Source organism: Streptomyces sp. NPDC020958 (assembly GCF_055562175.1).
This window is the reverse complement of sequence record NZ_JBVHFU010000003.1, coordinates 683,645-705,950: the sequence shown is the minus strand read 5'-3', so window position 1 is coordinate 705,950 and position 22,306 is coordinate 683,645. Positions and strand designations below refer to the sequence as shown.

20 protein-coding genes are annotated in these 22,306 nt (G+C 70.1%); 13 read left to right on the top strand and 7 right to left on the bottom strand.

From position 1 onward, the window contains the following. Positions 1–207 precede the first annotated feature (207 nt). The 3 genes from ACZ3KP_RS13385 to ACZ3KP_RS13375 all read left to right on the top strand — a co-directional run bounded on the left by ACZ3KP_RS13385 (position 208) and on the right by ACZ3KP_RS13375 (position 1,540). A complete protein-coding gene (locus ACZ3KP_RS13385) occupies positions 208–621 on the top strand; it encodes a hypothetical protein (RefSeq protein WP_467499075.1) in 414 nt (137 codons plus the stop codon). 87 nt (positions 622–708) lie between these two features. Next, a complete protein-coding gene (locus ACZ3KP_RS13380; RefSeq protein WP_467499073.1) occupies positions 709–1,038 on the top strand; it encodes an NIPSNAP family protein in 330 nt (109 codons plus the stop codon). Between the two features lie 76 nt (positions 1,039–1,114). Continuing rightward, positions 1,115–1,540 (top strand): SsgA family sporulation/cell division regulator, encoded by a 426-nt coding sequence (locus ACZ3KP_RS13375; RefSeq protein WP_467499071.1) that lies wholly within the window; start codon positions 1,115–1,117, stop codon positions 1,538–1,540. Positions 1,541–1,637: 97 nt separating this feature from the next. Here ACZ3KP_RS13375 and ACZ3KP_RS13370 read toward each other — a convergent pair whose 3' ends face one another. The 3 genes from ACZ3KP_RS13370 to ACZ3KP_RS13360 all read right to left on the bottom strand — a co-directional run bounded on the left by ACZ3KP_RS13370 (position 1,638) and on the right by ACZ3KP_RS13360 (position 5,080). Further along, a complete protein-coding gene (locus ACZ3KP_RS13370) occupies positions 1,638–2,594 on the bottom strand; it encodes an amidohydrolase family protein (RefSeq protein WP_467499069.1) in 957 nt (318 codons plus the stop codon). A 34-nt stretch (positions 2,595–2,628) separates the two neighbouring features. Further along, complete coding sequence (locus ACZ3KP_RS13365; RefSeq protein WP_467499067.1) at positions 2,629–4,137, bottom strand: MFS transporter; 1,509 nt, start codon at positions 4,135–4,137, stop codon at positions 2,629–2,631. Between the two features lie 289 nt (positions 4,138–4,426). Continuing rightward, a complete protein-coding gene (locus tag ACZ3KP_RS13360; protein WP_467499065.1) occupies positions 4,427–5,080 on the bottom strand; it encodes a TetR/AcrR family transcriptional regulator in 654 nt (217 codons plus the stop codon). A gap of 241 nt (positions 5,081–5,321) precedes the next feature. Between ACZ3KP_RS13360 and ACZ3KP_RS13355 the strand changes: the two genes are divergently transcribed. From ACZ3KP_RS13355 to ACZ3KP_RS13345, 3 genes are all read left to right on the top strand, one after another. After that, positions 5,322–8,543, top strand: a complete 3,222-nt coding sequence (locus tag ACZ3KP_RS13355) for a bifunctional cytochrome P450/NADPH--P450 reductase (RefSeq protein ID WP_467499063.1) — start codon at positions 5,322–5,324, stop codon at positions 8,541–8,543. Positions 8,544–8,707: 164 nt separating this feature from the next. After that, on the top strand, positions 8,708–9,754 hold the full coding sequence (locus ACZ3KP_RS13350) for a zinc-binding dehydrogenase (RefSeq protein ID WP_467499061.1): 1,047 nt from the start codon (positions 8,708–8,710) through the stop codon (positions 9,752–9,754). Between the two features lie 187 nt (positions 9,755–9,941). Beyond that, on the top strand, positions 9,942–10,673 hold the full coding sequence (locus tag ACZ3KP_RS13345; RefSeq protein ID WP_467499059.1) for an alpha/beta fold hydrolase: 732 nt from the start codon (positions 9,942–9,944) through the stop codon (positions 10,671–10,673). 33 nt (positions 10,674–10,706) lie between these two features. On the opposite strand, the gene ACZ3KP_RS13340 is transcribed toward ACZ3KP_RS13345, so the two are convergent. Continuing rightward, positions 10,707–11,342 carry a TetR/AcrR family transcriptional regulator gene (locus ACZ3KP_RS13340; RefSeq protein WP_467499057.1) on the bottom strand — a complete coding sequence of 212 codons (636 nt, stop codon included), beginning with the start codon at positions 11,340–11,342 and terminating at the stop codon, positions 10,707–10,709. Between the two features lie 138 nt (positions 11,343–11,480). Between ACZ3KP_RS13340 and ACZ3KP_RS13335 the strand changes: the two genes are divergently transcribed. From ACZ3KP_RS13335 to ACZ3KP_RS13310, 6 genes are all read left to right on the top strand, one after another. Then, positions 11,481–12,626 carry a VOC family protein gene (locus ACZ3KP_RS13335; protein ID WP_467499055.1) on the top strand — a complete coding sequence of 382 codons (1,146 nt, stop codon included), beginning with the start codon at positions 11,481–11,483 and terminating at the stop codon, positions 12,624–12,626. After that, positions 12,623–13,561 carry a fumarylacetoacetate hydrolase family protein gene (locus ACZ3KP_RS13330; protein ID WP_467499053.1) on the top strand — a complete coding sequence of 313 codons (939 nt, stop codon included), beginning with the start codon at positions 12,623–12,625 and terminating at the stop codon, positions 13,559–13,561. The genes ACZ3KP_RS13335 and ACZ3KP_RS13330 overlap by 4 nt, the downstream gene beginning before the upstream one ends. After that, a complete protein-coding gene (gene mhpA / locus ACZ3KP_RS13325; RefSeq protein WP_467499051.1) occupies positions 13,558–15,198 on the top strand; it encodes a bifunctional 3-(3-hydroxy-phenyl)propionate/3-hydroxycinnamic acid hydroxylase MhpA in 1,641 nt (546 codons plus the stop codon). Before ACZ3KP_RS13330 ends, mhpA begins: the two co-directional genes overlap by 4 nt. Next, a complete protein-coding gene (locus ACZ3KP_RS13320) occupies positions 15,195–17,228 on the top strand; it encodes an acetoacetate--CoA ligase (RefSeq protein ID WP_467499049.1) in 2,034 nt (677 codons plus the stop codon). The genes mhpA and ACZ3KP_RS13320 overlap by 4 nt, the downstream gene beginning before the upstream one ends. Next, on the top strand, positions 17,225–17,572 hold the full coding sequence (locus tag ACZ3KP_RS13315; RefSeq protein WP_467499047.1) for a DoxX family protein: 348 nt from the start codon (positions 17,225–17,227) through the stop codon (positions 17,570–17,572). Before ACZ3KP_RS13320 ends, ACZ3KP_RS13315 begins: the two co-directional genes overlap by 4 nt. Positions 17,573–17,644: 72 nt before the next feature. Next, positions 17,645–18,349 carry a hypothetical protein gene (locus ACZ3KP_RS13310; RefSeq protein ID WP_467499045.1) on the top strand — a complete coding sequence of 235 codons (705 nt, stop codon included), beginning with the start codon at positions 17,645–17,647 and terminating at the stop codon, positions 18,347–18,349. A gap of 76 nt (positions 18,350–18,425) precedes the next feature. On the opposite strand, the gene ACZ3KP_RS13305 is transcribed toward ACZ3KP_RS13310, so the two are convergent. The 3 genes from ACZ3KP_RS13305 to ACZ3KP_RS13295 all read right to left on the bottom strand — a co-directional run bounded on the left by ACZ3KP_RS13305 (position 18,426) and on the right by ACZ3KP_RS13295 (position 20,735). Next, positions 18,426–18,845, bottom strand: a complete 420-nt coding sequence (locus tag ACZ3KP_RS13305; RefSeq protein ID WP_467499043.1) for an STAS domain-containing protein — start codon at positions 18,843–18,845, stop codon at positions 18,426–18,428. A 157-nt stretch (positions 18,846–19,002) separates the two neighbouring features. Further along, the gene (locus ACZ3KP_RS13300) at positions 19,003–19,956 is read right to left on the bottom strand and encodes an anti-sigma factor RsbA family regulatory protein (RefSeq protein ID WP_467499041.1); all 954 of its coding nucleotides are present in this window, start codon (positions 19,954–19,956) and stop codon (positions 19,003–19,005) included. Then, positions 19,953–20,735 carry an MEDS domain-containing protein gene (locus ACZ3KP_RS13295; RefSeq protein WP_467499039.1) on the bottom strand — a complete coding sequence of 261 codons (783 nt, stop codon included), beginning with the start codon at positions 20,733–20,735 and terminating at the stop codon, positions 19,953–19,955. Before ACZ3KP_RS13295 ends, ACZ3KP_RS13300 begins: the two co-directional genes overlap by 4 nt. Positions 20,736–20,969: 234 nt before the next feature. Between ACZ3KP_RS13295 and ACZ3KP_RS13290 the strand changes: the two genes are divergently transcribed. Continuing rightward, entirely contained in the window at positions 20,970–22,298 is a 1,329-nt protein-coding gene (locus ACZ3KP_RS13290; RefSeq protein ID WP_467499037.1) for an arabinofuranosidase catalytic domain-containing protein, read from the top strand. Positions 22,299–22,306: the final 8 nt, after the last annotated feature.

Here is a 22,306-nt window from a genome sequence, read left to right as displayed (position 1 = left end):
GGTCAGGTGAGAGCAATTCGCCCACTAGTGATGAAATAATCAGATCTAATGACTTATACGTCAAGACCCTCATGGGCGGACCCGCGCCGACCGATCAACGGTTGCCTTCGTCACTTCGACATTTCCATACGACGTATGGTAACAATGGAAGCGCGCTTCCATACAACGTATGGAACTGCCTGTCACCCCCCTCTGGAAGGAAAGATCATGAACAAGCTCGCGAAGCGCATCGCCCTCGCTGTCTCCTCCGTCGCGGTGGCCGGTTCCGCCGTTCTCGGTGCCGGTGGCACCGCTTCCGCCGCACCCCTTGCCACCGCGCACACCCAGCACCTGACCGACGGGGCGGTGGCCGCTGATTACAGCTGGGACCACGGTGTCGGCTACCTGCTCGAGCGGGGCTACTCCTGCGACGAGACCCGCGGCTGGCACCAGGACCGCCACGGCAGCGATTCGATTCGGCACGACTGCGACGGGCTCTACTACCGCGATGGGCACTTCTACCGCTGGGATGACGAGGGACACGGCTGGACGTCCGACAGCTCCTACCGCCACGACGGGAACCGCTTCGAGCGCGACGGCGCGGACAGGCGCCACGATGACCTGAGCCGCGACGACCGGTGAGACGCGCTCCTGCGGGCGGTCGGGGGGCCGCGTCCCCGACCGCCTCCGCCCGCGCTGCCCATGCTCAGACGTAAAGGAACCAGTGTCATGTCCCAGTACCAGCTTCGCGTCTACACTCTGCGCGACTCCGACGCGCTCACCGCCTACGAGAAGATCTGGGCCCAGCACATCGCCGGTATGGCGAAGCACCGGATCACCACCCACGGCGTCTGGACGGCGCCCGCAGCGGCCGGAAGCGAGACTCCCCGGCTGTACGCCCTCGTTTCCTACCAGGACGCCGACGACGTGCAGGAGCGGTTGGCGGCGTACCTGTCGAGTCCTGAATTCCGCGCGGACATGGAGGGCTTCGACATTGCCCAGATCGTCGGCCTCGACGAGACCCTGCTGACGCCCACCGTGGACTCTCCGCTGCGCTGAAGGTCGCCCTACGACGAGGGTGGTGGCCTCGCCTGCTCCCGTCGGCCATGAGTCGAAGCACCAGGAGTAAAACCTGATGAAGTCATCGAGAACTGTGATCCAGGGGCTGCCTGCGAAGCTTGTCGGCGTGCATGCGACGACCTTGCCCGTGATCATGAATTTGCGGTACGAACAGAGTGATCCCTATGTGGTCCATGCCACCTTCACCACCGATACCGACAACGACAAGCCGGTGGAATGGATCATCGGGCGCGATGTGCTGATCGACGGCCTGGAGGGCCCCGCCGGCGAGGGAGACGTTCGCATCTGGCCCACTGGCGAGAAGGGCTGTCGCGACTTGTACATCCTTCTCAACCCGCCCTCCGGTACGGCCCTGCTCAAGGCCCCGGCGCAGGAATTCAAGGCGTTCCTGAAGGAAACGGAGGCAGTGGTGCCCCGGGGGGCAGAGCTCGGCCACAGCGACTTCGACCGCTTGCTGGCGCACTTCCTCGCCGAAGGGTGAGTCCTGTCGGGGTGCGTCCTGAGGCAGGCATCCGGACGTCTGCCCCTCGCCGAGGTTCGCACGCACTTTCTCACGACCGTTCCTCCAGGCCGGACGGTCACCGTGCGCCGGTGTCGAACAAGCGGCGGGCATTGCCGGTGGTGAGGTCCCGCCAGGTGGCGGTGGCGGACGGCTGCACCGCGGAGTCGATGGAGGCGACCTGAGCGAGCACCGCGTCGATGGGCGTCCAGCAGTAGTCGCTGCCGTAGAGGAGGCGCTCGGTGCCGAAGGCCGCGTCGAGGGCCGGGACCTGGCGCGGGAATGGCGTGCCGGCCATGTCGTACCAGAGTCGGCCGAGCTGCTCGACGGCGCTCGGCCCGTCGACGGCGCCGCCGAGGTGGGTGCGGAAGAGTTCCATCCGGTCGGCGAGCAGCGGCAGCACACCTCCTCCGTGGGTCAGGATCCAGCGGATCCGCGGACGGCGGGCGAGGACACCGCGCAAGAGCAGGTCGCTCGCGGTGCGGGCGCTGTCGAAGAGGAACTCCAGCATCGGCCGCGGCCGGCCCAGAGCAAGCGCGTCGGCGTGGGGCGCTGACGTGGGGTGAACGAAGACGACGGCGCTGCGGCGGTCGAGCTCCTCCCAGAGCGGCTCGAACCGAGGGTCACCGAGGTAGCGGCCCTGGTGGTTGGTTTCAACCACCACCCCGTCCGCACCGAGGACGTCGAGCGCGTGGGCGGCCTCGACGATCGAGCCCTCGACGTCCGGCAGGGGCAGGGAGGCGAAGAGACCGAACCGCTGCGGGTCCTCGGTGCGGACCCGGGCGCCGAACTCGTTGACCTCACGTGCGAGAGCGCGGGCCTCGACGTCGTCCCCGAAGTGCACCCCGGGTGAGGAGATCGACAGGTAGGACTTGTCGATCCCTGAGCGCCTCATCATGTCGAGATGCTCTTCGACGCTCCACGCGGGCCAGCCGGGCATCCCGTCGGGATGTTCGACACCTGCGGCTCGAGCCGCCGCCACATACCTGTCGGTGACGAAGTGGGCGTGCACATCGACGAACCCGCTCGCGGCCATACAACTCTCCCTTTCTGTGTGGCCACCCGTCCCGCTACATGTGCACGACAGGTGTCGCGTTCTGGTCCTGCTGGGGCACATCCTTGCGGTAGAGCAGAGCAGTGACGACGAGGCCGAGGACGAAGACGGCCGCCGACCACCAGTAGGCCGTGGAGTAGCCCGCGAGGCCGGCCTGGGCCAGCACGCCGGGGTCCTTGGGGTTACGGCCGGAGAGGTAGCCGGTGGCTGCGTCGGACGCCATCGTGCTGAGCAGGGCGATGCCGATGGAACCGCCAACCTGCTGCAGGGTGTTGACAGCGGCCGAGGCGACGCCGGCATCGGCAGCCGCCACGCCGGTGGTCGCCAGGCTCATGGCGGGCGCGATGACCGTGCCCAGCCCGATGCCGACGAGTACCAGCTGGGGCAGTACCTGCGTCACGTATCCGCTGTTCAGGTCCAGCCTGGTCATCCATATCAGCCCAGCGGCCGCAAGGGTCATGCCCAACGGGACCACCGGCTTCGGTCCTATGCGTGCCATCAGGACATTGTTGGCCACGGCGGAGGCGGACGACGAGGCCACGATCAGGGGCAGGAAGGCGAAGCCGGTGTCCAGAGCGCTGTATCCGAGGCTCTGCTGCAGGTAGTAGGTCAGGAACAGGAACACGCCGAACATGCCCGCGCCGGTGACGAAGAGGGCGGCGAAGGAGGCGCCGCGGTTGCGGTCCAGCAGGACTCGCAGGGGCAGCAGCGGATACGCCGCCCTGCTCTGCCACCACACGAAGGCGGCCACCAGTACGGCACCGGCCGCCAGCACGCCCCACGTCGCCGACGAACCCCAGCCATGTGTCTCGGCGTTCGAGAATCCGTAGACCAGGCAGAACAGGCCGATGGAGGCCAGCAGGGTGCCGGGTACGTCGAGCCTGGCGGACGTGTCGCGCGGAGTGCGGTGCAGCAGGGCTGCCCCACCGACGAACGCCACCACCGCGAAGATCACGTTGACGTACATCGTCCAGCGCCAGTCCAGGTATTGGGTCAGCACGCCGCCGAGGATCAGGCCGATGGCGCCACCGGCGCCCGCGACCGAGCCCGCGACGGTGAAGGCCCTGGCCCGTTCCCGCGGATCGGTGAAGGTGGTCATCAGGACCGAGAGGGCGGACGGGGCCAGCAGCGCGGCGAACAGCCCCTGCACGGCACGCGCGATGACGAGCGCGGCGAAACCGTTGGCCGCGCCCGCGACCATGGAAGCGGCCGCGAAGCCGGCCAGACCCACCAGGAAGGTCACCTTCCGACCGACCAGGTCGGCGACGCGGCCGCCGAGCAGCAGCAGGCTGCCGAAGGCCAGCGCGTAGGCGGTGACCACCCATTGCCGGTCGGCGTCGGAGAAGCCGAGGTCGTGCTGGGCGGACGGCAGGGCGATGTTCACGATGGTGCCGTCGAGGACACCCATCAGCATGGACAGCGAAACGACCAGCAGAATCCCCCAGCGCCGCCGGTACGACAGCTCGGGCACGTTCTCGGGTGCGGTCTCGACGCCGCGAGCAGCGGCCGTGGCCTTCTGGGACATGGGAGTGGCCCTCCGGATGGGGGGTGGGGGTAGGCGGACGGCGGCAGAGAGAAAGGAACCGATCGGGATCAGGTACGGCTCGTCCCGCGCGGGGCGCCGCCTCGCGCCTGAGGGTGATCGGAAACAGGCCGACGACCGTGGTCATGGCACGGGTCGGCGTCATACGCCTGCCGCGCAGAGGCTGCGGGACCACCCCGCCGGGTGGTGTTCCCCGATGTGACGGGGTGGTCCGACTGCGGGCGCGGCGCAGGGGCCGGTGACTGGGCCGCGGAGCCTCAGCTGGTGCTGCTCAAAGGCCGGCGTCCCGGCCGTCACGAGCGCCGGTGAGCCGGCTTTCCAGACCCGTGATCAGCGTGTCCATCACGAGGCGGAACATGTGGTCCTGGTCAGGGCCTTCAGGAGCTACCTCCATGGAGTCACGGTCCGTGTTCCCGTCACCGTCTTCCCCGTCGTCGAAGCCGGGGGGCTTGAGGGTCGACCACTGGCGGAGCGAGCCGTTGAGTTCGGCGGCGAGGACACCGATGACGACGGCGACCATCAGCGCCGCGATCTCCGGGACCGCTGGCCGCGGAACCCCGGCGGCCTCCACGATCGCGGTGAGCGTGGTCCAGAACGGGTCGTCGGGCTGGATGAAGTCGGGCTGGTGGCTGAACGAGTAGGCCATCAGCTCGGGGTGACGGTGCGCCAGGGTCCGGAAATCCGTGGCGAGCAGGCGGATGCGCTCCTGCCAGGGAGCGTCCTCGAGCGTCACGGTGCGGAACTGGGCGCCGACCATTCTCGTCACGCCGCGCAGTACCGCTTCCTTGTTCGGCACGTGGTGGTACAGCGACATCGGGTTCGCGTCGAGCTCGGTGGCGAGTTTGCGCATGGTGAGCGCCTCGACACCGTCCGCGTCGATCAGCCGCAGGGCGGCTGCGTAGATCCCGGCCTCGGTCAGAGGCACGTCCCTCTTCCTCGTTCCCCGCGGGGGACGCCTCACCTTGTTTTCCATACCCCGTACGGTACCAGTTTCATACGTCGTACGGAAATGACCCGAATCACAGCACCCACCGGGACGACCGGACTTGCCTCGCGTTTCCATACGTCGTACGGTACTAATTCCATACGGCGTATGTTTCCGTACGGCGCCACGGCATCGACCTGTGCAGCGCGCCCTTGCCCACCCCTCCGCAGAGGAGCAAGACATGACCACGCACCCCGCGAACGACCTTCGCCCCATCCGGTCCCCGCGCGGGATCCCCCTGCTCGGCAACACGCCGCAGATCCCCGACACCAATCCGGTCGAGTACTTCGCCGAACTGTCCAAGCAGTTCCCCGAGGGCATCTACGGCTTGGACATCGCCGGTATCGAGCAGATCTTCGTCTACGACCCGGACCTGGTGGCCGAGGTCTCCGACGAGACGCGGTTCTTCAAGCAGATCGAGAAGACGCCGCTGCAGCATGTCCGGGACTTCGCGGGCGCGGGCCTGTTCACGGCCCACCAGCACGAGGAGGAATGGGGCATGGCCCACCGGATCCTCCTGCCGGCGTTCAGCCAGCGGGCCATGAGGTCCTACTTCGGGCAGATGCTGGAGATCGCCCAGAACCTGGCGGGCAAGTGGGAGCGCAAGGAGGGGCAGTCGGTCAACATCACCGACGACTACACCCGGCTGACGCTGGACACGATCGCCCTGTCGGGGTTCGGCTACCGTTTCGACTCCTTCGGGAAGGAGGAGCTGCACCCCTTCCTCAACGCCCTGCTGGGCGCGCTGGTGGAGTCGCTGCGGCGCTCGCAGGAGCTGCCGATGATGACCAAGCTCCGCAAGGCCGATGCCAGGAGGTACGCCGAGAACGTCCAGCTGATGCAGGAGCTGGTCGAGAGCGTGATCAAGGAGCGCCGCGAGGGGAAGGGCGGCGGTGAGGAGGACCTGCTCGGCCTGATGCTGGAGGCCACCGACCCGGAGACCGGCAAGCGGCTGTACGACGACAACGTCCGCGACCAGGTGCTGACGTTCCTGATCGCCGGGCACGAGACCACCAGTGGTCTGCTGTCGTTCGCCACGTACTCGCTGATGCGCAACCCGCACGTGCTGGCCCAGGCGTACGCCGAGGTGGACCGCCTGCTGCCCGGCGACACCGTCCCGGACTACGACACGATCATGCAGCTGGACGTCATCCCGCGGATCCTGGACGAGACCCTGCGCCTGTGGGCTCCCATCCCGTCGTTCGGCAAGACGGCGCGGGAGGACACCGTCATCGGCGGCCACTACGAGCTGAAGAAGGGTGCGAAGGTCCTCATCCTGGAAGGCCCGCTGCACACCCACCCCAAGGCGTGGGAGCGGCCGGACGAGTTCGACATCGACCGCTGGCTGCCGGAGAACCGGGTCAAGCAGCACCCGCACGCCTACAAGCCGTTCGGCAACGGCATACGCGCCTGCATCGGCCGCCAGTTCGCGCTCACCGAGGCCCGCCTGGCCCTCGCGCTGGTGCTGCAGAAGTTCAAGTTCTCCGACACCACCGACTACAAGATGGACCCCCGGGAGGCGCTGACCCGCAAGCCCGGCAACTTCGAACTCATCGTCCGCCGCCGCCAGGAACACGAGCGGACCGTCTTCGGCGCCGCCGACGTGCAGACGAGCGACACGCAGGCGCAGGCAGCGGTCAGCGGTGTCGGGGTGAACCTGACCGTCGCCTACGGCTCCAGCCTCGGCTCCTGCGAGGACCTGGCCCGCACCATCGCCGACCGCAGTGAGCGCTCCGGCTTCGGCACCACCCTCGTCAGCCTGGACGAACTGGGTGACAACCTGCCCTCCGAGGGCCTGCTCGCCGTCGTCGCCGCCAGCTACAACGGCAAGGCCCCCGACAACGCCCAGCGCTTCGACGACCTGCTCGCCGCCGGACTGCCCGAGGGCTCGCTGTCCAACGTGCGGTACGCGCTGCTGGGCGCCGGCAACACCCAGTGGGTGGCCACCTACCAGGCGTTCCCCAAGCGGATCGAGGAAGGTCTGCTGGCCGCCGGCGCCACCCCCGTCGTCGAACGCGGCATCGCGGACGCCGCCGGTGACTTCGACGGCATGGCCACACGGTGGATGGACAACCTCTGGGCCACCCTGGCCGAGGAGTACGCCGCCGACACCTCCCAGGCGAGCGGCCCCCGCTACCAGGTGCAGCTGCTCACCGAGTCCGACGTGCGTCCCGCGATCGTCTCCGAGCAGGCGTACCCGCTCACGGTGGTGGCCAACGAGGAGCTGGTGGCCGACGCGACCGGCCTGTGGGACTTCGCCATCGAGCCGCCGCGCCCGTCCGCGAAGTCCATCACCTTCGAGCTGCCCGACGGCGTCACCTACGACACCGGCAACCACCTGGCCGTCTTCGCCAAGAACGAACTCGCCCTGGTGGAGCGCGCGCTGAGGCGGCTCGGCGTCGACTACGACCAGGTGCTCCGGCTCGACCAGCCGGACGGCGGCCGCACCCACCTGCCGGTGGGCACCCCGGTCACCGCCGGCATCCTGCTCACCGAGTTCCTGGAGCTCCAGGACGTGGCCACCCGCTCCCAGATCCAGACGCTCGCCGAGCACACCGAGTGCCCGTGGACCCGGCCGCAGCTCCAGGCGTACACCGCCGACACCCAGGAGGCCGAGGAGCGCTACCAGAAGGAGATCCTCGGCAAGCGCATCTCGGTGCTGGGCCTGCTGGAGCGCTTCCCCGCCGTCGAGCTGCCGCTGGCGGTGTTCCTGGAGATGACGGGCCCCATCCGCCCGCGTTTCTACTCGATCTCCTCCGCCCCGTCCGCCAACCCGCGTCAGGTGCGCCTGACCGTCGGCCTCTTGGAGGGACCGGCCCTGTCCGGCGACGGCCAGTACCGCGGCACCTGCTCCGCCTACATCGCGGGCCTGGAGCCCGGGGACGTCGTCTACGGCTACGTCCGCGTGCCCTCCCCCACCTTCGCCCCGCCCGCCGACCCCGCCACGCCGCTGATCCTGATCGGCCCCGGCACCGGCATCGCGCCGCTGCGCGGGTTCCTGGAGGAGCGGGCGACACAGCACGCGAACGGCACCCAGGTGGGCCTGTCCCAGGTGTTCGTCGGCTGCCGCCACCCGGAGCACGACTACTTCTACCGCCAGGAGATGCAGTACTGGGAGCAGGCCGGCATCGCGCAGATCCACACCGCGTTCTCCGCGGTGACCGGCCACCCGGCCCGGTTCGTGCAGAACGCCATCGCCAACGCCGCCGACACGGTGTGGCAGGCCATCCAGGACGGCGCGTACATCTACGTCTGCGGTGACGGCCGCCGCATGGCCCCCGCCGTCCGCGAGGCACTCGCCGCCATCCACCGCCAGAAGACCGGCAGCGACGACGAGACCGCCCAGCGGTGGCTCGCCCAGCTCGAAGCGGACGAGCGCTACCAGCAGGACGTCTTCGCCTGACCGTCGCACGCCGCCAAGGCGCGCGCTGCCCCCAGCCGCCGGGAGGCGGGCGGCCCCCCTCCTGCCACTCCGCCCGCCTCCCGGCCACCACCAGCCACACAGACACCCCAGGGCACCCGTGGCCCGAACCACCGGGCCGTGCCGCTCACAGAAAGCAGACCACCATGGACACCATGCTCGCCGGACGCTTCCACCTGGACAGCAAGAAGTTCACCGTGGAGGAGGTCCCCATCCCCGTGCCGGGGCCGGGCGAGGTCCTCATCGAGGTCAAGGCCGCCGGCGTCTGTCTCTCCGACGTCCACCTCCTCGACGGCTCCCTCGTGCCGCTGTTCGCCACCTCCGACACCATCACCGTCGGCCACGAGGTCTCCGGAGTCATCCACACCCTCGGCCCCGACCTCAAGCGCGGCCTGCCCGTCGGCACCCGCGTCACCCTGGAAGCCGGCAAGACCTGCGGCACGTGCGCCGGATGCGTGCGCCACCGCCCCTGCACCCGGATGCTCACCGCCGGCATCGACTACGACGGAGGCTGGGCCGAGTACGTCATCGCCCGCGAGGACACCCTCATCCCCATCCCCGACAGCCTCCCCTTCGACCAGGCCGCGATCATCCCCGACGCGGTCTCCACCCCCTACGCCGCCGTCGTCGCCACCGCGGGCGTCCGTGCCGCCCAGTCCGTCGGCGTCTGGGGCGTGGGCGGAGTCGGCGCGCACAACGTACGCCTCGCCCGCCTGGTCGGCGCCGCCCCGATCATCGCCGTCGACCCGCTGCCCAGCGCCCGTGAGCGCGCCCTGGCCTTCGGCGCGGACCTCGCGCTCGACCCGGCAGCCCCCGACTTCGCCGACCAGGTCCGTGCGGCCACCGGCGGACGCGGCCTCGACTTCGCCTTCGACTGCGCCGGCGTCCCCGCCGTCCGCGACCAGGCCGCCTCCGTGCTCGGCCTGGGCGGCTCCCTGATCCTGGTGGGCATCACACCCCGGCCGCTGACCATCACCGAGGGCCTGACCTTCAACTACCTGCAGAAGCAGGTGCGCGGCCACTACGGCGGCTTCCCCGAGTCCGTGTCCGAGCTGGTGCAGCTGACCGCGGCCGGCCGGCTCGACCTGGCCCCCTCCATCACCGACCACATCCCGCTCATCGAGGCCGCCGACGCCGTCCACCGCCTGGAGAACAAGATCGGCGACCCGATCCGCCTCATCCTCGTCCCCTGACGCCCGTCAGCAGGACGACAAGCCACCCTGGGCAGGGGTGAGTGGGCGCCGGTGTCCGAGGGTGCACCGGCGCCCGCGGCTTTCCCGCGGCCAGAAGCCGTGGAGACGGAGCGATGCACACGGCCAGCGTCCCCTGTGTCGTCGCTCCACTTCTGTCCCGAGATTCACCCCCTGTAGGAGTTCCTTCATGCCTGCCATCCTGATCCACGGCGTACCCGACACCCACCATGTGTGGGACGGCGTGCGCGAGCACCTGACCCGCGGCGACGTGGAAGCCTGGGACCTGCCCGGTTTCGGTTCGCCGCGGCCCGAGGGCTTCACCTGCACCAAGGAGGAATACGTCTCCTGGCTCATCGAGCGGTTGGAAGGAATCGGTGAGCCGGTCGACCTGGTCGGCCACGACTGGGGCTGCCTCCTCACCGCGCGCGTGGCTTCCGTACGGCCGGATCTGATCCGCACATGGGCCGGCAGCAACGGTCCGGTCAGCGCCGAGTACGACTGGCATCCGCTGGCCAAGCTGTGGCAGGACCCCGTCGCGGGCGACCGCTGGGCCGAGGAGTACGACGCCGCCGCGTTCGCCAGGGACCTGACCGACAACCTCCAGGTCCCCGCTGAGCCGGCCGAACAGACAGCCGGCCGCGTGGACGAGACCATGCGTGACAGCATTCTCAAGCTGTACCGTTCCGCCTTGACGGTCGGTGCGGAGTGGGAACCGGATCTTGCGAACCTGGCCGGACCGTCCCTGGTGTTCTGGGGAGCGTTCGACCCGGTCTGCCCCGTCGAGTTCGGCGAGAAGATGGCCGCTTCCGTGCGCGCCGACCGTTTCCTGAGGCTCGACAGCAGCCACTGGACGCCGATCCAGAAACCGGCCGAGGTCGCCGCGGCCCTCGAGGAGCAGTGGACCGGCTCACGGGGGTGACTCACGCCCCGACAAGCACACCCCACCGGATCCTCAGTCGAGGCCAGGCAGCGGGCGCCGGGTGACCTCGTGGGCGTCGTCCGCAGCGAGGCCGAACATGCGCAGGACCATCTCGGCGAGGTCGGAGGCGGCCTCGTCGCCGTCGAGGTCCGGGCGGTCCAGCCGCAGAGCCACCAGGGACAGCAGGGTGCCGCCCAGGGCGGACAGGGCGGTGGTGGCGTTGCCGCAGGTGAAGCGGCCCGAGGCGATGCCGATCTCCAGGTCGCGCAGGGCGCGTGGGGAGAGGCCGCGGTCGGAGTGGATGTGGGACAGGCCGCGGTCGCGCAGGATGCGCACGAGTTCCGGGTGCGAGTCGGCCATCCGGGCGGTGAGCCGGAAGCCGGCCGCGACCAGCTCGGCCGGGTCGTCGACGCCTTCCACACGGGCGTCGATGACCTGCCCGAACTCCTCCAGGGCATCGGTCACCGCCGCGTCGAACAGCTCCGTCTTCGACTCGAAGTGGTTGTAGAAGGACCCGAAGCCGACATCGGCGCGCTCGGCGATGGCCTGGATGCTCGCGCTCGTGTCGCCGGTCTCCGCGAGGATCTGCCGGGCCGCGCGGACGAGCGCCTGGCGGGTCTCGGCGCGGCGTCGCTCGAAGCGGTTCTTGGGCGGGGCTGACGTCGGCATGCGGCCCAGTCTAACCGCTGCGACGATGACACCGGCATTACTGATGAGATCGTCAAATATTTCAGCTGCCCCTATTGACGACGAGAAACACCAGAGTTGATGATTTCCTCATTACGGCAGTGTTGCTTGGAGGACACCATGTCCCACATCCCCGTTGACAAGGGCGGTCCTCTGACGCCCCACCAAGACCTCCACAGTGAGCAGGGCGCCCTACGCGGCGAACACCCCGGACGAGCCCGGAATCCCGTGATCAAAGTGGCGGACCTGGCCTGGCTGGAGTTCGAGAAGCCGGACCTGGACCGGGCCGAGGTGTTCGCCCGTGACTTCGGCTTCGCGATCGCCGCCCGCACCGATCACGAGCTGTGGCTGCGCGGCACGTTCGCGGGCTCGCCCTGCATGGTCATCCGGCGCGGCCGCGCCTCCCGCTTCCTCGGGCCCGCGTTCCGCGCGGCCGAACGAACCGATGTGGACCGGCTGGCCGCCGCCGTCGGAAACACCGTCCGGGACATCGACGTCCCCGGCGGCGGCCGGTCGGTCGCCCTGTTCGATCCCTCGGGACTCCCGGTCCGGGTGGTGCACTGCGCCGAACCGCTTCCCGCGCTGCCCGGGCAGCAGCCGCGGATCCTCAACACCGGCGTCGAAGCCCGTCGTACGAACACCCCCCAGCGCCCGCCCCGTGAGCCGTCCCGCATCCAGCGCCTCGGCCATGTGGTGCTGGAGACGCGGACGTTCACCCGCACGCTGGACTGGTACCTGGACACACTCGGCATGATCGTGTCCGACTTCCTGTTCCTCGACGGGCAGCGCGGGCGCGGGCCGACCATGGCGTTCATCCGCTGCGACCAGGGCAGCCTGCCCGTGGACCACCACACCCTCGCCCTGCACCTCGGGCCGGGCACCGGATACGTCCACTCCGCCTACCAGGTCACCGACCTCGACTCGATCGCCGCCGGCGGGGAGTACCTGGCCGAGCGCGGCTACCAGCGCAGCTGGGGCATCGGCCGGCACATCCAGGGCAGCCAGCTCTTCGACTACTGGCGCGACCCCGACCGCTTCATGCTGGAACACTTCGCCGACGGCGACCTGTTCTCCTGCGACCTCGAACCCGGCTGGGCGCCGATGTCGGCGAGCGGACTGGCCCAGTGGGGGCCACCCGTCACCCGCGACTTCCTGGGCACCAGCCCCTCCCCCGCCAAGCTCCGCGAGGTCATGACGGCCCTGCGTGACGACAACGAACTCGACCCCGCACGCCTGCTGGGCCTGATGAAAGCGATGAGCTCATGAGCACCAACGTCCTGCGCACCCCCGACGGCTGGTGGGCCGTCCGGGACGAACGCGCCGTCCGCATCGAGACCAAAGCCGTCACCACCGCCGAACTGCTCGCCGACCGGACCGCCGTGCGAGAGGCCGCCGCCTCCGGCGAGAGCGGCACGCCCGTCGCCGACCTGGTGGCGCTGCCCCCGGTCACCACCCCCTGCCGAGTGGTCGCCCAGATGGTCAACTACCGCAGCCACGCCAAGGACTCGGGCTTCACCGGTGACATCCCGCCCACCTTCTTCCGCAAGGCGTCCGGCTCGGTCAGCGGCCCGCACGACACGATCGTCCGCCCGGCGCACGTGAAGTTCCTCGACTACGAAGTCGAACTCGGCCTCGTCATGGGTGCGCCGCTCCCGGTGGGCACCGTCGTGGCGGAGCAGGACCTTCCGTCGTACGTCGCCGGGCTCGTCCTCACCGACGACGTCAGCGCCCGCGACGTCCAGCTGACCAAGACCCAGTTCTACGAGAGCAAGTCCTACCCCACTTTCACGCCGACGGGTCCCTACCTGGCCCTGCTGGAGCCGGCGGACTTCGACCATCTGATCGACCTGCGACTGCGGCTGTCGGTGAACGGCGTGACGCGTCAGGACCGCACCCTGGCCGACATGATCGTGCGGCCCGCGCAGGCGCTCACCCTGCTCGCCCGTTTCCAGACCCTCGACCCGGGCGACCTGCTGCTGACCGGTACGCCCGGCGGCACCGCCCTGAAGGCCCCGCCCAAGCCGGTCGAGAAGATCGCCGCGCTGCTGCCGCCCGCGCTGAAGTGGAAGGCGTTCTTCAACGGCCAGGCCAAGAACCCCCTGTACCTGCGCGACGGTGACCTCGTCACCGCCACGATCGCCACCCCCGACGGGCGGATCGACCTGGGCGAGCAGCGGACCGCCGTGGGAGCCGCGACGTGAGCGCCACCACCCGGAGACCGGTGGTGATCATCGGGGCGGGGCCCGTGGGAGTCACGGCCGCGCTCCTGCTGGCCCGCCACGGAGTGCCCAGCCTGCTCCTCGAACGCCACCCCGATGTCTACCCCCTGCCGCGCGCCGTCGTCGTGGACGACGAGATCCGCAGGATCCTGCAGAGCGTCGGCGTCCACGAGGAGTTCGCCGCCATCGCCCGGCCGGCGCCCGGGCTACGGCTGCTGGACGCGCGACGCCGCGTGATCAGCGAGTTCCCGCGGTCCATGCACGGACTCCACGGCTTCCCGCAGCTGAGCATGTTCAACCAGCCCGAGCTGGAACGTCTGCTGCGGGGCGCCCTGGCGCGCCGCCCGGAGTGCGAGCTGTGGAGCGGGGTGGAGGTCGTGTCCGTCACCGGGTCCGGCACGCCGGACACCGGCACACCCGACGATCCGACGGGCCCCGTCCGGGTCACCTTCCGGCGCGGCGGCAGTGACGAGGAGGAACACCTGTGGGCCGATGCCGTCCTCGGCTGCGACGGGGCGGGCAGCCTCACCCGTGACGCCATCGGAGGCGCCTGGGAGGACCTGCACTTCCAGGAGAGCTGGCGGGTCATCGACGTGCGCACCAGCCGCCCGGTGCGGACCTGGGAAGGCGCCGAGCAGATCTGCTGCCCCACCCGGCCGGCCACCTTCATGCGCATCAGCGAGGACCGCTACCGCTGGGAGTTCCGGCTGGCCGACGACCAGAACCTGGAGGGCCCGGACGGATGGCAGCGCCTGCGCGAGCTGGTCGCCCCCTGGGTCGACCTGCCGGCCTCGCAGTGCGACGACTTCGAGGTGGTACGGCAGGCGCAGTACACCTTCCGGGCCCGCCTCGCCGACCGGTGGCGCAGGGGGCGTGTGTTCCTGCTGGGCGACGCCGCCCACCTGACCCCGCCCTTCGTCGGGCAGGGCCTGTGCTCCGGCCTGCGCGACGCCAACAACCTCACCTGGAAACTCGCCCGGGTCCTGCGACAGGGCGCGCCCGAGGAACTGCTGGACACCTACGAACGCGAACGCAAGCCGCACGCCCGCCATGTGATCCGCGTGGCGGTGGCCGTCGGCTGGGCGATGACCGGGGGACAGGACCGCGGTGCGGCCTTTCGCCGGGCCGTCGTGGGCACGGCCTGCCGCATCCCCGGCGTGGCCGGAGCGGTGAGCCGTGACCTCAGCCCCGCCCTGACCGCCGGCCCGCTGGTACGGCGCCGCCCCCGGCTGACCGGCCGCGCGCTGGCCGGTACCTTCTGCCCGCAGCCCTGGATACGGCACGACGGCAGGCGCGTGCGCCTCGACGACGTCCTCGGGAACTCCTTCGCCGTACTGACCGCCGTGCCGCCCACCGCGCAGATGACGGCCGTGTCCACGGCACTGGGCGCACCCACGGTCCACGTCGACGACCTCGGCCCCGACGGCACGCTCGCCGCCTGGCTGGCACGCGGCCGGGCGGACGCCGTCCTGCTGCGTCCCGACCGCGTCGTGATGGACACCGTCCCCGCCGGATCGGGCCGTTTCCCGGACCCCACGGCCTGGGCCTCCCTGCTCCACACGGCCCGCCGTACCACCGATGCCCGATCCGTCTCCCCGCCGAGGAGCACCGCACCGTGACCGTCCCGCACCCCACGCCGCATCCGGAACCGTTCCTGCCGCCCGACCCGAGGACGGCCGCCGGCAGCCGCATCGCCGACTTCGCCCGCTGGGCCGCCCGGCAGCAGGGCGCCGAAGGGATCCCGGACCCGACCGACTACCAGGCCCTGCACCACTGGTCCGTCACCGACCTGGAAAGGTTCTGGGCCGCGGTGTGGCAGTACTTCGACGTCGACGCGACGACCGGGTACGAGCGCGTGCTGGACGAGGAGACCATGCCCGGCGCCCGCTGGTTCCCCGGCGCCACCCTCAACTACGCCCACCACGCACTGCGCAACCTGCACCCGGACGCCCCCGCGATCACCGCACTGGACGAGACCGGAGCCGCCTACGAGATCTCGGGCCGGCAGCTCCGCGCCCAGGTCGCCTCCGTCGCGGCCACCCTGCGCGACCTCGGCGTCGGAGCGGGCGACCGGGTGGTCGGCTACCTGCCCAACACCCCCCACGCCGTCATCGCCTTCCTCGCGACCGCCGGCCTGGGCGCGGTGTGGTCGGTGTGCGGCCAGGACTACGCACCCAAGGCCGCAGCCGACCGCTTCGCCCAGCTCGAACCCACGGTGCTCATCACCGCGGACGGCTACCTCTTCAACGGCACCCGCCACGACCGCCGCGCCGCCTCCCTCGACCTCGCCGCCGCCCTTCCCACGCTCAGGGCCACGGTCCTCGTGGATCACCTGGGCCTTGCGTGGCCCCCGGCCGGGGCCGCGAGGCCGGCGGTTCCCTGGGAGGACGCGGCCGGCCGCACCGAGTACCTCACCATCACTCCGGTGCCGTTCGACCACCCGCTGTGGATCGTCTTCTCCTCCGGCACCACCGGGCTGCCCAAGGGCATCGTCCACGGTCACGGAGGCGTCCTGCTGGAGCACCTCAAGACCCTCGGCCTGCACTGCGACCTGGGCGCCGGGGACCGCTTGCTGTGGTACACCACCACCCACTGGATGATGTGGAACCTGGTCGTCTCCACCCTGCTGACCGGCGCCGCCACCTGCACCTACGACGGCAGCCCCGCGCCGGTGGCACGTCCGGACGTCCTGTGGGAGCTGGCGGCCCGCCACAAGGTCACCGTGTTCGGCACCAGTCCCCAGTACCTGCTGGCCATGGCCAAGCTCGGCGTCGACCCCGCCGTGCACGACCTGTCGGCGATCCGCGTCATCGGCTGCACCGGCTCCGCCCTGCCCGCCTCCGCCTACCCCTGGGTCCGCGACCACGTCGGCGCAGGCGTCCAGCTGGCCTCCACCAGCGGCGGCACGGACGTCGTCTCCGGCTTCGCCGGCAGCGCCCCCACCACCCCGGTGTGGGCGGGTGAACTGTCCGCCCCCAACCTCGGCGTGGCACTCGCGGCGTACGACGACGCGGGACGACCGGTCGTCGACCAGGTCGGCGAACTGGTCGTCACCCGGCCCATGCCGTCGATGCCGCTGTACTTCTGGAACGACCCGGACGGCAGCCGCTACCGCGACGCCTACTTCAGCGCCTACCCGGGCGTGTGGCGGCACGGCGACTGGATCACCCTCACCTCCCACGGCTCGGTGATCGTGCACGGCCGCTCCGACGCCACCCTCAACCGCAAGGGCGTACGGCTGGGCAGCGCCGACATCCACGACATCGTCGAACGCCTCCCTGAGATCGCCGAGGCCCTCGTCATCGGTGCGGAGGAACCCGACGGCGGTTACTGGATGCCGCTCTTCGTGGTCCTCGCCGACGGGACCGAGCTGGACGATTCCCTGCGCGACCGGATCCGCGACGCGATCCGCACCGGCGCCTCGCCCCGCCATGTCCCCGACGAGATCCTCGCCGTACCGGCCATCCCGCACACCAAGACCGGCAAGAAACTCGAGGTCCCGGTCAAGCGCCTCCTCCAGGGCGCGCCCGCCGAGCAGGTCCTCAGTCCCTCGGCGGTCGACAACCCCGACCTGATCGCCCACTTCGCCGGCCTGGGAGCCGAACGCCGCCGGGCCCGGCGCCCGCACACCCCCGAGGGCCTCTCGTGATCCTCTCCGCCTCGCTGACCTGTCTCATCGCGTCGATCTTCACCCTGCTGGGCGCGGCCAAGATCCTGGCCCTGGGTCCGATGCCCGAGCTGGCCGCCCACGCCGGCTTCACCACCGCGGCCTACCGGGTCGTCGGCGGCCTGGAGCTGGCGGGCGCCCTCGGCGTGGCCGTCGGCCCGGTCGTACCGCTGTGCGGCGACCTGGCCGGCGTCGGACTGCTGATGCTGCTCGCCGGTGCCGTGACCACGCACGTACGCAAGGGCGACGGGCTGCCCAAGCTCCTCCCCGCGGTGGCGTGCGCGGCCCTGGTCGCCTGGTATCTCGTACTCCTCGCCGGCCCCTGACCCGTTCCGGGGGACTGTCGGCGGCCACTCGTCCTGTGAGCGAGCCCGCGGCGGGGCTGGCAGACTGACTCTGTGGTTCCGCTGACGGTCGCGGCGAACCAGCTCGCGTCCTCATCGCTCACCGGCGCCGGTGTGGTGTCGGTCTGCGCACTGCTCTTCACCGTCGCGTCGTTCTGGTGGCTCAACGCCCGGCAGGGTCGCCTGCAGGCGTGGGAACCTCATTCCTTCGCGGCCATCGTCCACGGGTCCACGGCACGCCTACGACTGCCGCTCATCCTGCACAACACCGGTCCCAAACCGATCGTCGTGCAGGACATCATCCTGACGTTCCCCGATGAGCCCGCCTCCCATCTGCCCCTCCTGTGGGTGTCCTCCCCGTCCCGGCTCCAACCGGGGCCGGACGAGGAGGCGAAGCTGCCCGCCGGATTCGTCGTCCCCGGCAGAGCAGCGCAACAGCTCTTCATCGAGTTCGAGGCACCGTTTTCCGGCTTCCTCCCGGAGGCCCGTGACTACAAGGCCCAGATACAGGTGCGGGTCGGCCACCGCAAGGGGTGGCGCCCCCTGCTGACGTTCAGCTTGAGGGCCGCCAACATCATCGACCCGGACCGCTACACCGTTTACAACAACGCACCGCTCGAGCTGACGAAGGAAGACCAGAGAAGAGCGGACGCCGCGCTCCTCGAACTACTGGAAGAGCACGGGGAGGGCTCCCCTCCGCGCGACAGGAGCCAGGGAGACCCTCCGCACGACGAAGGTGACGCCGACACCAGCCGCTGACATCGCCGTCCGGCTGCGTACGCGAGGAGTGGCTCTGGCCCAACTGGCCGCCGTACCGACCGGCGCGTGGCCCTCATCAGGGTGTCGTCTCCGTCCGGGTCGCGCGGGCCGCGGGCGCGTCGGGCTCGGCCCGTTCCTCGGGTGCCCCGGCGATGCGGCCTGTGGCAGGGGACTGGAGGGCAGCGCGCACCGAAGAGAAGACGGGGAACACCTCACGGAGCCCGAGCAGGTCCCACACCTGCTCGTAGTGGTCGCTGAGAGCGGCCACACGCAGGGTGCCGGCGCGCCGGCCGACGGTGCGCGACAGTGTGATGAGCATACTGATGCCGGAGGAGTCCATGTATTGCACCTGCGACGCGTCCAGCACCAGGGTGGTGCAGCCGCGGTTGACCAAGTCCTCGCACTGGGCGCCGACAACGGGCGCGTTGTCGTAGTCGACCGTCTCCGGGAGCTGTGCGATCGCCGCGTCCTCGTGCAGCGTCCGGACGGTGAGCATGGAGAAGGGACTCCCTTCCAGGTAGTTCTCGTCGGGCCGGGTCACAGGCGTGCAGCGAGCCCTGCCTCTGTTCCACCGTCTGCCCCGGTTGTCCTGCGGCAGACTCACACATTTGCGGGTGTGATGCCTGCCGCGCTCGGTGTGGGACGCCGTGGGTCTATTCCGGCAGCTCGGTGTGGAGCCTGACCCTGGTCCCCTCGTCCGGTGCGGAGCGGATCTCCACGAGGTCGCAGAGCTGGTGAACCAGCCACAGGCCGCGACCGCCGACCTGCCTGGCCTCCGGTCTTCTCCGTCCGGCCAGGGGGTCCTCGATGTAGCCCGCGTCGCGGAACTCGCACACGAGTCGGCGCTCTTCGCTCCAGGTGCGCAGCACACCCTGACCGCCGCCGTGCCGGATGCTGTTGGTGGCCACCTCCGTCGCGGCCAGATGCAGTTCGTTCAGGCGGCGGCCGGTCAGGCCGTGCCGTTCGGCGCACGCGGCGATCTTCTCGCGCAGGGCGGGCAGGTCACCCCTGCTGTAGGCGAACTCCTCGTACGGGTCGCACGGATCGGTGAGCGGTGCGAAGCGGTACGGTGCCTGCGCGTCGTAGTCCTCACACGGCATGGTGCGACCGTCCTGGCGCAGCTCGGGGTGGCACCGGGCCATTTCCGCCAGTGACGCCTTGTCGTGGGCGATGTCGTAGGGGCACAGCAGCCACCAGGCCGGGCCCCGGGCGAAGGCTTTGTTCAGGAGCCATTCGTGGTAGCGCAGCTCCTCGGCTTCGGCCGGGCTGCGGACCTTGTCCCAGGGTGATTCGCCGATCCCGCGGACCGGCCGTCCTTGGGAGGCGTACTCCTGGAGCCATTCCTGCCAGGCGCCGATGAGCCGACCGGGATGGTGCGCGACCCCCTCGGTGTCGACGTAGCGGACGGCGTCCTCGTCGCGGATCTCGGCGCGCAGCAGGGACGCCTTGTCCTGCGGGACGGCCACGACGACGGCCTCGCCCCCGGCGAGGGCGTCATGGATGAAACTGAGGGCCCCCTCGACGAACGCGTCCCTGCCGGAGTACGGGTACAGCTCGTGCCGGTATCCGGTGCCCGGAGCGGTCGAGGCGGGAGGAGACGGGGTCACGGCGTCATCACCACCGGAATCTCGGGCATCGCGAAGCCGGACAGCTGCCAGGTGAGGCGAACGGTGTCGTTGGTTCCCTCCAGGACGACCTTGCGGTCCGGAAGGTGCCTGGCCGCGTCGACCAGGGCGCTCATCCCGGCAGCGTCGAAGAACTCCAGGGCCTGGCAGCTCAGCCGCACCGTGGCTGTCTGGGCGAGGAGGGCGCACAGGATGGAGCCGAAGGCCACCGCGCCCTCGCTGTCGACGATCCCGTTCACCGTCCACCCTTCCTTCCCCGTGCGGTACACCTGGAACGAGGGCACCCTCGGACGGCTGCCCAGACTGTGGGGGTGCACGCAACCGATCTGCTCCAGGAGCGGGGAGTTCCAGTCGGTGACGCTGTAGGCGCAGACCACCAGGGCCCCGGTGTCGGCGGCGAACTCCTCGAGATCGAGTTCACTGCGCAGCAGTTCCTTCGTCCGCTCCGGACGGTGGTCGTTCCCGACGTGGTGCAGCACCCGGAGCGAGCGGAACCCCTCGCGGTCGGCGTTGGCCGCCTCCCGGCGCACCGCGGCCAGCAGAGAGCCGTCCAGCCGGGCCGGGTCCAGTACGAGCTGCGCGAACTCGCTCCCCGCTTCGAGAGGCGGCCCGACGATCACCACCTTGTCGCCGTACAGGGCCCCGTCCGCGACGAAGGACAGACTGCGTTCGATGACGTGGTCGGCTCGGTCCAACACCTGGCAGACGTGATCACCGGTGTCGATCTCGTCCAGACTGACCAGAGTGCGGGGCGCTCTCACTGCTCCTCGATCCTCACGCCTCTCACTCTACTGACAAGCGAAGGGAAGCGGCCGAGGACGGGTACGGCCTCATCCGGCGCAGGGCGCCCCCCCGCGCGCAACGTGCCGGACGCCGCTTGACTCCCCCTTCAGGAGCGCTCTGGTGACGCGGTGCCATCGCGCCCACCCCGCTCGGCAGACCCCGCCCGCTATTCGTCAACCCGCCAGACGAAATCCTGTGCGGGCCATTGACGATTGCTACGGGATTCCTATCATTCCAGAGTGTCCGAAACTCCGGGTAATGTTCGGAATTTCGGACACACATGTGTTCCGCACAGCGCACCCCCCGTATACGCCCCGTATGCACCCGCCCCGTCCACACCGGCACGGCCCGAGCCCCACGCCGACCAGCCCGACCAGCAGCCCGGCGCGAAGGCAAGGTCGCTGAATCCTCCGGAGTTCACCATGTCCCTAGCCCTGTCATGCCCATGTCCAAGGCGGCGAAGGCTCGTCTGCGGACACGCCCGAAGGGGCCTCTTACGTGCGGCGACCAGAGCGGCGGCCTGTGTGGCAGCGCTGTCCGCCGCCCTACTGGCCACATTGATCTCACCGGTCCCGGCCGCCGCAGCCGGCGCGGGCCCCTGTGACCTCTACGCCTCGGGCGGCACCCCGTGCATCGCGGCGCACAGCACCGTGCGCGCCCTGTACGGCGCGTACAGCGGCCCCCTGTACCAGGTCAGGCGCGCGTCCGACAGCGCCACCAGGAACATCGGCGTCACCGTCGCCGGCGGACCGGCCGACGCCGCGGCCCAGGACTCGTTCTGCGCGGGCACGACCTGCGTCGTCACCTGGGTCTACGACCAGTCGGGGCACGGCAACAACCTGGGCTATCAGGGACCGGGCGGCGTCGGCGGGTCCGACACGGCGGCGAAGGCCACCAGCGAGTCACTCACCGTGGGCGGCAACAAGGCCTACTCGCTGTACATCAACGCCGGCAACAGCTACTGGCGCGACGGCCACCTGACGGGCGTTCCCACCGGCAGCGCTCCGGAAGGGATGTACATGGTCACCAGCGGCACGCACGTCAACAGCGGCTGCTGCTTCGACTACGGCAACAGCGAGACCACCCGCAAGGCGGACGGCCCGGGTGCGATGGATGCCATCAACTTCAGCAAGTCGTGCTGGTTCGGCGGGTGTTCCGGATCCGGCCCGTGGGTGCAGGCGGATCTCGAGTGGGGCCTGTTCCCGGGTGGCAGCACCTCCTGGAACGCCAACCAGCGTGCCTTCACCAGCAAGTTCGTCACCGCGATGCTGAAGAACAACGGCACCTCCCGGTTCGCGATCAAGGGCGGCAACGCGCAGTCCGGCGGTCTGAACACGCTGTACGCGGGCTCGCTGCCCAGTGGTTACAGCCCCATGAAGAAGCAGGGCGCCATCATCCTCGGCAGCGGCGGGGACTGCTGCAACGGCAACACCAACCTCAGCGTCGGCACCTTCTACGAGGGCGCCATCACCGCCGGCTACCCCTCCGACGCGACGGACGACGCCGTACAGGCCGACATCACCGCGGCCGGGTACCGCTGAGCGCCCGG

Coding starts and splice junctions, on each gene's coding strand:
- ACZ3KP_RS13385 (WP_467499075.1), top strand. CDS start 208: ATGAACAAGCTCGCGAAGCGCATCGCCCTCGCTGTCTCCTCCGTCGCG.
- ACZ3KP_RS13380 (WP_467499073.1), top strand. CDS start 709: ATGTCCCAGTACCAGCTTCGCGTCTACACTCTGCGCGACTCCGACGCG.
- ACZ3KP_RS13375 (WP_467499071.1), top strand. CDS start 1,115: ATGAAGTCATCGAGAACTGTGATCCAGGGGCTGCCTGCGAAGCTTGTC.
- ACZ3KP_RS13370 (WP_467499069.1), bottom strand. CDS start 2,594: ATGGCCGCGAGCGGGTTCGTCGATGTGCACGCCCACTTCGTCACCGAC.
- ACZ3KP_RS13365 (WP_467499067.1), bottom strand. CDS start 4,137: ATGTCCCAGAAGGCCACGGCCGCTGCTCGCGGCGTCGAGACCGCACCC.
- ACZ3KP_RS13355 (WP_467499063.1), top strand. CDS start 5,322: ATGACCACGCACCCCGCGAACGACCTTCGCCCCATCCGGTCCCCGCGC.
- ACZ3KP_RS13350 (WP_467499061.1), top strand. CDS start 8,708: ATGGACACCATGCTCGCCGGACGCTTCCACCTGGACAGCAAGAAGTTC.
- ACZ3KP_RS13345 (WP_467499059.1), top strand. CDS start 9,942: ATGCCTGCCATCCTGATCCACGGCGTACCCGACACCCACCATGTGTGG.
- ACZ3KP_RS13340 (WP_467499057.1), bottom strand. CDS start 11,342: ATGCCGACGTCAGCCCCGCCCAAGAACCGCTTCGAGCGACGCCGCGCC.
- ACZ3KP_RS13335 (WP_467499055.1), top strand. CDS start 11,481: ATGTCCCACATCCCCGTTGACAAGGGCGGTCCTCTGACGCCCCACCAA.
- ACZ3KP_RS13330 (WP_467499053.1), top strand. CDS start 12,623: ATGAGCACCAACGTCCTGCGCACCCCCGACGGCTGGTGGGCCGTCCGG.
- ACZ3KP_RS13305 (WP_467499043.1), bottom strand. CDS start 18,845: ATGCTCACCGTCCGGACGCTGCACGAGGACGCGGCGATCGCACAGCTC.